Below are 12201 nucleotides of genomic sequence, written 5' to 3'. Positions count from 1 at the left end.
CCTACCCGAGGGGGGTCGTGGAGCGGTGAGCGGCAGTCCATGTGCGCTCACCGCTCCACGTCGAAGGCCTTCGGGCCTTCGTCGAGGCAGTGCACCCGGCCGGATCGCGCCGGCCGGAGCCGGTTCAGACGAAGACCGCCAGCGACTTCGCCTTGCCGCCCTTGCTCTCCACGAGCCCGAGCAGCTGCCCGTCCGGTCCGTAGACCGCGATCGCCTTGCCGGCCTCGTACTCCTGCGGCATCTCGATGCGCACGCCGTTCGCCAGCAGGGACGCCCGCCGGGCGTCCAGGTCCCAGCGCGGGAACGCCGCGGCGGCCGCGTCACCGATCGGCATGACGGTCAGCTCCTCCTGGAGCTGGTCGAGCGTGCGCGCCCGGTCGATCTTGTACGGGCCCACCCGGGTGCGCCGCAGCGCCGTGAGGTGTCCGCCGACGCCGAGGTCGGCGCCCAGGTCACGGGCGAGTGCGCGGATGTACGTACCGCTGGAGCAGACGACGGAGACGATGAGGTCGACGACCTTGGTGCCGTCCTCCGCCTGCGCCTCGCGCATGTCGTACACCTGGAACGACGAGACGGTCACCGGCCGGGCCGGGATCTCGAAGTCCTCGCCGTCGCGGGCACGCTTGTAGGAGCGCACGCCCTTGATCTTGATGGCGCTCACCTTGGACGGGACCTGCATGATCTCGCCGGTCAGCTTCGCGATGCCCTCGTCCACGGCCTCGCGGGTGACCCCGGCGGCGTCGATCGAGGAGATGATCTCGCCCTCGGCGTCGTCCGTCAGGGTGTTCTGGCCCAGCCGGATGGTGCCGAGGTACTCCTTCTCCGTGAGCGCGAGGTGGCCGAGGAGCTTGGTGGCCTTCTCGATGCCCAGGACCAGCACGCCCGTCGCCATCGGGTCGAGCGTGCCGGCGTGGCCGACGCGGCGGGTCTTGGCGATCCCGCGCATCTTGGCGACCACGTCGTGCGAAGTGAAGCCGGACGGCTTGTCGACGATGACCAAGCCGTCCGGAGTCTTCCCTGCGTTGCTGCTCATTCGGCGGTTGCGCCCTCGTCCTCGTCCTCGTCCGGCTTCTTGTACGGGTCGGCGTCACCGGCGTACTGAGCGCCGGAGGACACCTCCCGCACCTGCGCGTCGGAGGCACGCGCCTTGTCGAGGAGCTCCTCGATGCCCTTGGCGGTCTCCGGGAGGGCGTCCGCCACGAAGGTCAGGGTCGGCGTGAACTTGGTCTGCGCCGCCCGGCCGACCGCGGAGCGCAGTACGCCCTTCGCGCTCTCCAGGCCCGCTGCCGCATTGGTCCTGGCCTCGTCGTCGCCGTAGACCGTGTAGAAGACCGTGGCCTCCCGCAGATCGCCGGTGACCCTGCTGTCCGTGATGGTCACGTGCGTACCGAGGCGGGGGTCCTTGACACCACGCTGCAGCTTCTCGGCCACCACCTCCCGGATAAGGTCCGCCAGCTTCTTCGCCCGCGCATTGTCGGCCACTGGTCCGTCTCCTTCTCAAGTCTTGCGTTCAGTCTTCATCACCGTGGAGTCGTCGGCGCACCGACAGCAGCTCCACTTCCGGACGTGCCGCGACCAGCCGCTCGCAGCGGTCCAGTACATCCGAGAGGAACCCCGTGTCCCCACTCACCAGAGCGACCCCTATACGGGCCCTTCGGTGCAGGTCCTGGTCGCCCACTTCGGCCGCGCTCACGGAGAACTTGCGCTGGAGCTCGGCGACGATGGGCCGGACGACGGAGCGTTTCTCCTTCAGCGAGTGAACGTCGCCGAGGAGCAGATCGAAGGACAGAGTCCCCACGTACATGCAGTTCCGGATATCCCGCCGGTGCGGGTTCGGTGACCTGCCGGCCGTCGCGCGGCAGGGTCACCAGAACCGTACACGCAACGGCCGGGGCCGATCGACGGATATTCCGCCGACCGGCCCCGGTGTTACGACACGGTACGAACCGCCACGCGCTTACGCGCGGGGCTTCTCGCGCATCTCGTACGTCGCGATGACGTCGTCGATCTTGATGTCGTTGTAGCTACCGAGGTTGATACCGCCCTCGAAGCCTTCACGGATCTCGGTGACATCGTCCTTGAAGCGGCGCAGACCGGAGATGGTGAGGCTCTCGGCGATGACCTTGCCATCGCGCAGGAGCCGCGCCTTGGTGTTGCGCTTGACCTCGCCGGAGCGGATGAGAACACCCGCGATGTTGCCCAGCTTGGACGAGCGGAAGACCTCGCGGACCTCCGCCGTACCGAGCTCGACCTCTTCGTACTCCGGCTTGAGCAGACCCTTGAGGGCCGCCTCGATCTCCTCGATGGCCTGGTAGATCACCGAGTAGTAGCGGACGTCGACACCCTCGCGGTCCGCCATCTGCGCGGCACGGCCGGCCGCACGGACGTTGTAACCGATGACGATGGCGTCGGAGCCCATCGCCAGCGAGATGTCGGACTCGGTGACCGCACCCACACCGCGGTGCAGGACCCGGATGTCGACCTCTTCACCGACGTCGAGCTGGAGCAGCGAGGACTCGAGAGCCTCGACCGCACCGGACGCGTCGCCCTTGATGATGAGGTTGAGTTCCTGGACCAGACCGGCCTTGAGCACGGAGTCGAGGTCCTCGAGGGACACACGACGCACGCGCTTGGCGAAGTTGGCGTTGCGCTCACGCGCAGCACGCTTCTCGGCGATCTGACGGGCCGTACGGTCCTCGTCCACGACGAGGAAGTTGTCGCCGGCGCCGGGGACGTTGGTGAGACCCAGGACCAGGACGGGGGTCGACGGACCCGCTTCCTCGACGTTGTTGCCCTTGTCGTCGAGCATGGCGCGCACTCGGCCGTGGGCGTCGCCCACGACCATCGTGTCGCCGACGCGGAGGGTACCGCGCTGGACGAGGACGGTGGCAACGGCACCGCGGCCGCGGTCGAGGTGGGACTCGATCGCAATACCCTGAGCGTCCTGCTCCGGGTTGGCGCGCAGGTCGAGCGAGGCGTCGGCGGTGAGGACGACGGCCTCGAGCAGGGAGTCGATGTGCAGACCCTGCTTGGCGGAGATGTCGACGAACATCGTGTCGCCGCCGTACTCCTCGGCGACCAGACCGAACTCGGTGAGCTGACCGCGCACCTTGACCGGGTCGGCACCCTCGACGTCGATCTTGTTGACCGCGACGACGATCGGGACGCCGGCGGCCTTGGCGTGGTTGAGCGCCTCGATCGTCTGCGGCATGACGCCGTCGTTGGCCGCGACCACGAGGATCGCGATGTCGGTCGACTTGGCACCACGTGCACGCATGGCGGTGAACGCCTCGTGACCCGGGGTGTCGATGAAGGTGATCTTGCGCTCTTCACCGTTGACCTCGGTACCGACCTGGTAGGCACCGATGTGCTGCGTGATGCCGCCGGCCTCGCCCGCAACGACGTTCGTCTTGCGGATGGCGTCGAGCAGTCGGGTCTTACCGTGGTCGACGTGACCCATGACGGTCACGACCGGCGGACGCGGCATGAGGAATTCCTCGCCGCCCTCGTCCTCGCCGAACTCGATGTCGAAGCCCTCAAGGAGCTCGCGGTCCTCTTCCTCCGGGCTGACGATCTGAACGGTGTAGTTCATCTCGCCGGCCAGCATTTCGAGGGTCTCGTCGGAGACGGACTGCGTGGCAGTGACCATCTCGCCGAGGTTCATCATCACGGCGACGAGCGACGCCGGGTTGGCGTTGATCTTCTCCGCGAAGTCGGTGAGGGACGCACCGCGCGACAGGCGAACGGTCTCGCCGTGGCCGCGGGGCAGCATCACGCCGCCGACGGACGGGGCCTGCATGGCCTCGTACTCCTGGCGCCTCTGACGCTTGGACTTGCGACCACGACGCGCCGGACCACCGGGACGGCCGAAGGCACCCTGCGTGCCACCACGGGCACCGGGACCACCGGGACGCCCGCCGAAGCCGGGACGACCGCCGCCGCCGGCACCAGCCGGACCGCCGCCGAAGCCGCCGCCACCGGGACGGGGACCGCCGAAGCCGCCACCGCCGCCGGGACGCGAGCCCGGACCGGCCGGACGACCGGCGAAGCCGCCGCCCGCGGGACGACCGGCGCCACCGGCGCCGCCGGGACGGGCACCGCCCGCACCAGGACCACGGCCACCGGGGCCGCCACCGGGACGGGGACCGGGACTACCGGCAGCGGGACGCTGCGGCATCATGCCCGGGTTCGGACGGTTACCACCGGGAGCACCGCCAGGGCCACCAGCGGGGCGTGCGCCGCCCTGCGGACGCGGCATGCCGCCCGGGGTCGGACGACCAGCGCCGGCACCCTGCGGACGCGGAGCGCCGCCGGGGCCGCCCTGCGGACGCGGAGCGCCACCCTGGCCGCGGTCGGCGCCGGGGGCGCCGGGACGGGGAGCGCCGGCCGGACGGGGCGCCTGCGGGCGCGCCATGCCGGTGGAGCCACCAGAGGTGAAGGGGTTGTTGCCCGGACGGGGACCGGCCGGACGGGCGCCCTGCGGACGCGGAGCCTGGACACCGGGACCGGCGGGACGCTCGGCGCGCGCCGGAGCGGCACCGGCCGGACGCGGGGCGCCGGGACGGGCGCCGGCCTGGCCACCCTGACCCTGGGCCGGACGCTGCTGCGCCGGACGGGGGCCGGGAGCCGCGGCGGCGGGACGCTCGGTGCGCGCCGGGGCGGCCGGAGCCGCCGGAGGCGCGGAGAACTCGGTCACCACGGGAGCCGCCGGAGCGGGCTTCGGGGCGGCCGGAGCCTTCGGGCCGGGACGCGGGCCGGAGGCGGCCGGAGTCACCGGGGCGGGCGCCGCGGCGGCCGGAGCCTCTGCGACGACCGGCTTGGGGGCCGGTGCGCCGGGCTTCGGCGCAGCGGGACGTGCGGGACCCGGGGTCGGGGCCCCGGGCTTGGCCGGCGCGGCGCTACGGGGCGCGCCCGGCTTCGCAGGGGCCTTGCCGGCGTTGCCGCCGGGACCCTGCAGTGCGTCGGTCAACTTGCGAACGACCGGCGCCTCGATGGTCGAGGACGCCGAACGGACGAACTCACCGAGTTCCTGGAGCTTGGCCATGACGACCTTGCTCTCAACTCCGAACTCCTTAGCGAGTTCGTATACCCGGACCTTAGCCACTTCGCTCCTTTTAGGTCCGGGTTACGCCGGACCGTCGCTACTTCATGGGCGTACTCATCGCGTACTCATCGAGTGGTGCTCATCGCAATCTCGACCTACTTCCAACTCGCGAGGTACCTGACCGCACGGTGATCCGTGCCGTACTACGTTCTTCTTACGGTGTCGCCTCGGCCTCACCGGCCACGGCATTGCGCAGTCCTGCCGTGTCGAGCGCTCCTGCGGACCGTAGGGCCCGGGGGAATGCTCTGCGGCGGACCGCCTGGTCGAGGCAGACCACGACCGGGTGCACGTAGGCACCCCGGCCGGGCAGCGTACCGCGTGCATCGGAGACGCATTCGTCACCGACCGCCACGATGCGCAGCAGATCGCTCTTGGCCGCTCGCTCCCGACACCCCACACAGGTGCGTTCGGGGCATGCGCGGGCTTGCGTCCGGCCAGACACGCTTAAGTCTACCTCCCCGCACCGACCTCACCCCTTCGGGCGAAAAATCGAACGGACGTTGTCGTGATCCACCGGGTCGGGCCCCGCCGCCGAAACCTCGGCGGCGGCCGGCCGCGTACCCCGGACCAAGTCTCTTTGTTCTTGTTCTACCGCCCGGTCAGCCCCGGGCGGTACCGGATTTATTCCCCGCGGTGGTCATCGCGACGGTCGTCACGCCGGTCGTCGCGGCGCTCTTCCCGACGCTCTTCCCGGCGCTCGCCGCGGCCGTCACCGTCCGAGGGCTGCTCGGTGTCGGGACGGATGTCGATGCGCCAGCCGGTGAGGCGGGCGGCGAGGCGGGCGTTCTGGCCCTCCTTGCCGATGGCCAGCGACAGCTGGTAGTCGGGCACGGTCACCCGCGCGGAGCGGGTGTCCCAGTCGACGACCTCGACCTTGCTCACCCGGGCGGGTGACAGGGCGTTCGCGACCATCTCCGCCGGGTCGTCCGACCAGTCGACGATGTCGATCTTCTCGCCGTGCAGCTCGGCCATCACGTTGCGCACGCGGCTGCCCATCGGGCCGATGCAGGCGCCCTTCGGGTTGAGGCCGGAGCGCATGGACCGGACGGCGATCTTGCTGCGGTGACCGGCCTCACGGGCGATCGCGCAGATCTCGACGCTGCCGTCGGCGATCTCCGGGACCTCCAGCGCGAACAGCTTCTTCACCAGGTTCGGGTGGGTGCGCGACAGGGTCACGGAGGGACCTCGGACACCCTTCGCCACCCGCACGACGTACGACTTCAGGCGCAGCCCGTGCGTGTACTCCTCGCCGGGGACCTGCTCCTGCACCGGCAGCATGGCCTCCATCTTGCCGATGTCGACGAGGACGTTCTTCGGGTCCTTGCCCTGCTGCACCACGCCGGTGATGACATCACCCTCGCGGCCCAGGAACTCGCCGAAGGTCAGGTCGTCCTCGGCGTCGCGCAGACGCTGCAGGATCACCTGCTTGGCGGTCGTCGCGGCGATGCGGCCGAAGTCCGACGGGGTGTCGTCGAACTCCTTGGCCTCCTGGCCCTCTTCCAGGTCCCTCGGGTCCTCGGTCGCCCACACGATCACGTGACCGTTGGTGCGGTCGAGCACGACGCGTGCGCGCCGGAAGCTTCCCTCGGTGCGGTGGTACGCGATGAGGAGGGCCGACTCGATCGCCTCGACGAGCAGGTCGAAGGAGATCTCCTTCTCCCTGACCAGACCCCGCAGGGCACTCATGTCGATGTCCACGGCTACGCCTCCTCTTCCTTCTTGTCCTTGCGGTTGAACTCGATCTCGACACGCGCCTTGGCGATGTCGGTGAATGCGATGCGCCGGGCGGTCGCCTTGCGGCCCTTCACGCCCGGGACTTCGAGGTCCATGCCCTCGTCGTCGACTTCGAGAATGCGGGCGATCAGTTCCCCGCCGTCAGACGTCTGGAACTTCACGAGACGGCCGGTCGCCCGGATGTAGTGACGGTGCTCGGTCAGCGGGCGGTCCGCGCCCGGAGAGCTCACCTCGAGGACGTACTCGTCCTCACCCATCGCTTCGGTCGCGTCCAGCAGGTCCGAGACCTCGCGGCTCAGCTCGGCACACGCGTCCAGCTCCACGCCTTCGTCGGAATCCACGATGATGCGCAGCATCCGGCGCTTGCCGGCCTTGGACATCTCGATCTCCTCGAGGTCCAGGCCCTTGGCGGCGACGAGCGGCTCCAGCAATCCGCGCAGCCTGTCGCTCTGGGTGGTGCTCATCCGGGTGACTCCTCGGCCGCGTGTGCTGTTGTTATTTCCGTCGTGTGTCAGGTCAAAGGGTATCCGGTCGCGGAGGGTGTTGCCGTCCGCCCTGTGGACGGGGCCCCGGGTACCGTGATCACACCCTGCCCCGCCCTCACCCCAAGGACGTCCCCGTGCCCTCGATCCTGCCGTCGCGAAGAAGCCTGCTCGCCGGTGCCGCGGGCATCGCCGGCGCCGCGCTGCTCAGCGGTTGCTCCGACGGGGACGCGCCCGGCGCGGAGCCCGAGATTCCACTCGAACGGCGGATGCGAGAGAGCGCCGCAGGTGACAGTGGGCGACTGCTGGAACGTTACGACGCCACGGTCGCCGCCCATCCGGCCCTGGCTCCGCGGCTGGCTCCGCTGCGCGCCTCGGTCGCGGCGCACACCGCGGCCCTCGCCGACGCCCCGTCGCCCGCTCCCTCCCGGTCCGCCCCGCCCTCGCCTTCCGCCTCCGCCACGGCGGCCGCCGCGGCGCCGGGCCCCGGCGCCGAACCGGTGCCCCCGAAGCCCGCCGACGCGCTGACCGCGCTCTCGGACGCCGAGCGGAGCCTGGCCGAGGCACGGACGATCTCGCTGGCCGGCGCCCCCGGGGAGCTGGCCCGGATGCTGGCCTCGCTGGCCGCCTGCGGCCACGTACACGCCTACCTGCTGACCTCGACCCCGGGAGCCTCCTCGTGACCCCCGAACCCTCCCCCGCCGACCAGGTCCTCCAGGCCGCGCAGTCCGCGCTCGCCGCCGAGCACGCCGCCGCGTACGGCTACGGCGTGATCGGCGCCCGGACCTCGGGCGCCCGCGGCGCCGAGGCCCGCGAGGCCCACGGCGGCCACCTCGCGCGTCGCGACGCGCTCGCCCGCACCGTGCGTGAGCTGGGTGGTTCCCCCCGCCCGTCGGAGGCCGCGTACACGCTGCCGTTCACCGTGCGCACGCCCGCCGACGCCGAGCGGCTGGCCGCCGTGATCGAGGACCGGGTGGCGGGCGCGTACTCCGATCTGGTGCGCGCCGCCGAGGGCCGGCTGCGCCGCGAGGCGGCCGACGCGCTGAGCGCCGCGGCCGTGCGCGCGGCACGCTGGCGCGGTGTCGGCGTAGCCTTCCCTGGGCTCACGGAACGCGCGTCCGCGGCGCAGAACTAGCGCGGAACCGGCGCAGACCCCGTGCGGAACCAGCGCGCAAGCATGCGCGACGAGCCCGCGCACAGCTGAAAGGGACCACTCACGCATGGCTTTCGAACCGCCGCAGCGGCTCGTACGGGCGCTCGGCGAGCTGCCGGAACCTGCTCGGATCGCTGACTGGCTGGAGCAGTTGCCCCGGCTGACGGAGACCGCGCTGGCCCGGCGTGGGGTAGAGGCCCAGCGGGTGCAGGCCCCCGGCGGCCGCAGCAGCCTGGTCGTCCTCGTCCGGTACCCCGACGGCACCCCGGCCGCGCTGAAGCTGGCCCCGCCGGCCCTGCGGCCCGACCGGGAACTGGCCGCGCTGGCCCACTGGGGCGGATTCGGGGCCGTACGGGTCCTCGACACGCGCCACCACGACGAGGACGGGGCGCTGCTGCTGGAGCGGCTGCACGCCGAGGTCTCGCTGCGCTCGCTGCCTGAGGCGAAGGCGCTGCTGGAGGCCTGCGGCACGCTGCGCAGGCTGTGGGTCGCCCCGACGCCCGGGCACGGCTGGGAGACGGTCGCCGAGCGGACGTCCGCGCAGGCCGAGGCCTTGCGGAAGGCCCCCGCGGAGGCGGCGGAGCTGGCTTCGGCGGCGCTCGCGGCCCGCGAGGAGCTCACGGCCGCGCCGGCCGAGGAACTGCTGCTTCACGGGAACTTCCGGCAGGGCAAGGTCCTCGCCGGCGAGCGAGCGCCGTGGCTGGCGGTGGGCCCGGACCCGATGGTCGGCGAGCGGGCGTACGACCTGGCACGGCTGGTACGGGACCGCCTGGAGGACCAGGTGGCCTCCTCGGCGGGGGCCGCGGGCGCCCGCCGCCGGGTGAACAAGCTGGCCGACGCGCTCGAGGTGGACCGTGACCGGCTGCGGGGCTGGACGCTGTTCCGGGCGGTCGAGTCCGGCAACCGGGCGCTGGCCGCCGGACGGCGGCGGGACGCGGAGCAGCTGCTGGAGTTCGCGGGCTGGCTGTAGGGCATACCGTAAGGAAAGGGGTATGTCCGGCAAGGGGCCGTCATGATCGAAGAACTGCTGACAGCGGGAATCGCCGCGGGCGTGGGCATCGCGGTCTACGTGGGCGCCGCGGCCCGTGTGGTGAAACAGTACGAGCGGGGCCTCGTCTTCCGCTTCGGTCGGCTGCGGGACGAGATCCGGGCGCCGGGCTTCACCGTGATCGTGCCCGGGATGGACCGGATGCGGAAAGTGAACATGCAGATCGTGACGCTGCCGGTACCGGCCCAGGAGGGCATCACCCGGGACAACGTCACGGTGCGGGTGGACGCGGTCGTGTACTTCAAGGTCGTCGACCCGGCGAACGCGATCGTGGCGGTGGAGGACTACCGCTTCGCCGTCTCGCAGATGGCACAGACCTCGCTCAGGTCGATCATCGGAAAGTCGGACCTGGACGATCTGCTGTCCAACCGGGAGATGCTCAACCAGGGCCTGGAGCTGATGATCGACAGCCCGGCGGTGGGCTGGGGCGTCCAGATCGACCGGGTGGAGATCAAGGACGTGTCCCTGCCGGAGACGATGAAGCGGTCGATGGCCCGGCAGGCGGAGGCCGACCGTGAGCGCCGGGCCCGGGTGATCAACGCGGACGCCGAGCTGCAGGCCTCGCACAAGCTGGCCCAGGCGGCGGCGGTGATGTCGGACCAGCCGGCGGCGCTGCAACTGCGCCTGCTGCAGACGGTCGTCGCCGTGGCCGCCGAGAAGAACTCCACCCTGGTGCTGCCGTTCCCGGTGGAGCTGCTGCGCTTCCTGGAACGCGCGGCGCCTCCGGCGACGGCCCCGGCGCAAGGCCCGCCGCCGGCCGGCCCGGCGCCCGAGGACCCCGCCGCGGTCGGCCCGGCGCCCGAAGGCCCCGCCGCGGTCGGCCCGGGCGGCGAAGGCCCCTGGCCGACCGCGGTCGACGACGCGTCGGGGGTCGGCCGGTCCCCGGACGGCTCGCCGCCGCCCCCGTCGGAACCCGGGTAGCCGAGCGGCGCCACGTCCGGTTACGGCGTCAGACGGGCCAGGGCCTCCGTGAGCGGGAGCTCCTCGCGGGTGCCCGTCGCGCGGTTCTGGAGCTCGACCACCGACTCCGCCGAGCGGCGCCCCGCCACCAGGATCCACGGCACACCGATCAGCTCCGCGTCGGTGAGCTTCACGCCCGGGGACAGGCCCGCGCGGTCGTCCAGGAGTACGCGCAGGCCCGCCTCCGCCAGGGCCTCGGCAGCCGACTCGGCGAGCGCCAGCGGCACCGCCTTGCCCGCCGCCACCACGTGGACATCGGCCGGCGCCACCGCCGCGGGCCAGCACAGCCCCCGCTCGTCCGCCGTCTGTTCGGCCAGCGCGGCCACCGCGCGGGAGACGCCGATGCCGTAGGAGCCCATCGTGACCCGGACGGGCTTGCCCTCCTTGCCGAGGACGTCGAGGCCGAACGCGTCCGTGTACTTCCGGCCCAGCTGGAAGATGTGCCCGATCTCGATCGCCCGGTCCAGCCGCAGCCCCGCGCCGCACGAAGGGCAGGGGTCGCCCGCTTCGACGACCACCACGTCCAGGTACCGGTCCACCTCGAAGTCCCGCCCGCAGACCACGTTCCGGGCGTGCGTACCGGGCTTGTTGGCCCCGGTCACCCATGAAGTGCCGGGCGCGATACGGGGATCGGCGAGGTAGGGGACCTTCCCCAGACCCTGCGGGCCCACGTAGCCGCGTACCAGATCGGGCCGGCCGGCGAAGTCCTCCGCCGTCACCAACTCCACCACCGCCGGGGCCAGATGCTCGCCGAGCTTGCCCAGGTCGACCTCCCGGTCCCCCGGTACGCCGACGGCCGTGATCTCGCCGTCCACCTTGACGAGGAGGTTCTTCAGCGTCGTCGACGCGGGGACGCCCAGGTGCGCCGCCAGGGTCTCGATGGTGGGGGTGTCGGGGGTGGGGATCTCCTCCAGCGGGCCGTGCTCACCCTCGGCCGGTGTCAGGGCGAAGGTCACCGCCTCCGTGTTGGCCGCGTAGTCGCAGGAGGGGCAGTCCACGAAGGTGTCCTCGCCCGCCGCCGCCGGCGCGAGGAACTCCTCGGACGCCGAGCCGCCCATCGCGCCCGACACCGCCGACACGATCCGGTGGTCGAGGCCGAGCCGCTCGAAGATCCGCTGGTAGGCCGCGCGGTGGAGGGCGTACGACTGCGCCAGGCCCTCGTCGGACACGTCGAAGGAGTACGAGTCCTTCATGTGGAACTCGCGGCCGCGCAGGACGCCCGACCGGGGCCGCGCCTCGTCCCGGTACTTGATCTGGATCTGGTACAGCATGACCGGCAGGTCCTTGTAGGACGTGCACTGGTCCTTGACCAGCAGGGTGAAGATCTCCTCGTGGGTGGGGCCGAGCAGATAGTCCGCGCCCTTGCGGTCCTTGAGCCGGAACAGCAGGTCCCCGTACTCCGACCAGCGCCCGCTGACCTCGTACGGCTCCTTCGGCAGCAGCGCGGGGAGCAGCACTTCCTGCGCCCCGATCGCGTCCATCTCCTCGCGGACGACGCGCGAGACGTTGTCCAGGACCCGCTTGCCGAGCGGCAGCCAGCTCCACACCCCGGCGGAGGTGCGCCGGACGTAGCCGGCCCGGACGAGGAGGCGGTGGCTGAGGGTCTCGGCGTCGGCCGGATCCTCGCGGAGGGTCTTGGCCATGAGGCGGGACATGCGCTGCACGTGTTGCGTTGACATGACGGGAGGCTACCGGGGCCACCCGGGGCGGCGGAAACGCT

12 protein-coding genes are annotated in these 12201 nt (G+C 71.7%); 4 read left to right on the top strand and 8 right to left on the bottom strand.

Going from position 1 to position 12201, the window contains the following annotated elements:
* Positions 1-124 precede the first annotated feature (124 nt).
* The 7 genes from truB to rimP form a co-directional block, all read right to left on the bottom strand.
* Complete coding sequence (truB, locus tag J7F03_RS07885) at positions 125-1033, bottom strand: tRNA pseudouridine(55) synthase TruB (RefSeq protein ID WP_214947933.1); 909 nt, start codon at positions 1031-1033, stop codon at positions 125-127.
* The gene (rbfA, locus tag J7F03_RS07880) at positions 1030-1482 is read right to left on the bottom strand and encodes a 30S ribosome-binding factor RbfA (RefSeq protein ID WP_214947932.1); all 453 of its coding nucleotides are present in this window, start codon (positions 1480-1482) and stop codon (positions 1030-1032) included. Before rbfA ends, truB begins: the two co-directional genes overlap by 4 nt.
* A gap of 28 nt (positions 1483-1510) precedes the next feature.
* Entirely contained in the window at positions 1511-1804 is a 294-nt protein-coding gene (locus tag J7F03_RS07875; protein ID WP_030161467.1) for a DUF503 domain-containing protein, read from the bottom strand.
* 153 nt (positions 1805-1957) lie between these two features.
* Positions 1958-5104: a translation initiation factor IF-2 gene (gene infB, locus J7F03_RS07870; protein ID WP_214947931.1), complete on the bottom strand. Its 3147-nt coding sequence runs from the start codon at positions 5102-5104 to the stop codon at positions 1958-1960.
* A 154-nt stretch (positions 5105-5258) separates the two neighbouring features.
* A complete protein-coding gene (locus J7F03_RS07865; RefSeq protein WP_214947930.1) occupies positions 5259-5546 on the bottom strand; it encodes a YlxR family protein in 288 nt (95 codons plus the stop codon).
* Between the two features lie 179 nt (positions 5547-5725).
* Positions 5726-6802 (bottom strand): transcription termination factor NusA, encoded by a 1077-nt coding sequence (gene nusA, locus J7F03_RS07860; protein WP_214947929.1) that lies wholly within the window; start codon positions 6800-6802, stop codon positions 5726-5728.
* A 2-nt stretch (positions 6803-6804) separates the two neighbouring features.
* Entirely contained in the window at positions 6805-7302 is a 498-nt protein-coding gene (gene rimP, locus J7F03_RS07855; RefSeq protein ID WP_214947928.1) for a ribosome maturation factor RimP, read from the bottom strand.
* Positions 7303-7457: 155 nt separating this feature from the next.
* Here rimP and J7F03_RS07850 point away from each other — a divergent pair, with 155 nt between their 5' ends.
* The 4 genes from J7F03_RS07850 (at position 7458) to J7F03_RS07835 (ending at position 10442) form a co-directional block, all read left to right on the top strand.
* The gene (locus J7F03_RS07850; protein ID WP_214947927.1) at positions 7458-8003 is read left to right on the top strand and encodes a hypothetical protein; all 546 of its coding nucleotides are present in this window, start codon (positions 7458-7460) and stop codon (positions 8001-8003) included.
* Positions 8000-8455 (top strand): ferritin-like domain-containing protein, encoded by a 456-nt coding sequence (locus J7F03_RS07845; protein WP_308379208.1) that lies wholly within the window; start codon positions 8000-8002, stop codon positions 8453-8455. Before J7F03_RS07850 ends, J7F03_RS07845 begins: the two co-directional genes overlap by 4 nt.
* Positions 8456-8540: 85 nt before the next feature.
* A complete protein-coding gene (locus tag J7F03_RS07840) occupies positions 8541-9443 on the top strand; it encodes an aminoglycoside phosphotransferase family protein (RefSeq protein WP_214947926.1) in 903 nt (300 codons plus the stop codon).
* A 42-nt stretch (positions 9444-9485) separates the two neighbouring features.
* Complete coding sequence (locus J7F03_RS07835) at positions 9486-10442, top strand: slipin family protein (RefSeq protein ID WP_251071561.1); 957 nt, start codon at positions 9486-9488, stop codon at positions 10440-10442.
* A 20-nt stretch (positions 10443-10462) separates the two neighbouring features.
* On the opposite strand, the gene J7F03_RS07830 is transcribed toward J7F03_RS07835, so the two are convergent.
* On the bottom strand, positions 10463-12160 hold the full coding sequence (locus tag J7F03_RS07830) for a proline--tRNA ligase (RefSeq protein ID WP_214947925.1): 1698 nt from the start codon (positions 12158-12160) through the stop codon (positions 10463-10465).
* Positions 12161-12201: the final 41 nt, after the last annotated feature.

The sequence above is a fragment of the Streptomyces sp. ISL-43 genome (genome assembly GCF_018614195.1).
Classification (GTDB): domain Bacteria; phylum Actinomycetota; class Actinomycetes; order Streptomycetales; family Streptomycetaceae; genus Streptomyces.
Note: the sequence above shows the minus strand (reverse complement) of the source record. Positions and strands in the feature narration are given on the sequence as shown.

Coding starts and splice junctions, on each gene's coding strand:
- J7F03_RS07840 (WP_214947926.1), top strand. CDS start 8,541: ATGGCTTTCGAACCGCCGCAGCGGCTCGTACGGGCGCTCGGCGAGCTG.
- truB (WP_214947933.1), bottom strand. CDS start 1,033: ATGAGCAGCAACGCAGGGAAGACTCCGGACGGCTTGGTCATCGTCGAC.
- rimP (WP_214947928.1), bottom strand. CDS start 7,302: ATGAGCACCACCCAGAGCGACAGGCTGCGCGGATTGCTGGAGCCGCTC.
- J7F03_RS07835 (WP_251071561.1), top strand. CDS start 9,486: ATGATCGAAGAACTGCTGACAGCGGGAATCGCCGCGGGCGTGGGCATC.
- J7F03_RS07830 (WP_214947925.1), bottom strand. CDS start 12,160: ATGTCAACGCAACACGTGCAGCGCATGTCCCGCCTCATGGCCAAGACC.
- J7F03_RS07875 (WP_030161467.1), bottom strand. CDS start 1,804: ATGTACGTGGGGACTCTGTCCTTCGATCTGCTCCTCGGCGACGTTCAC.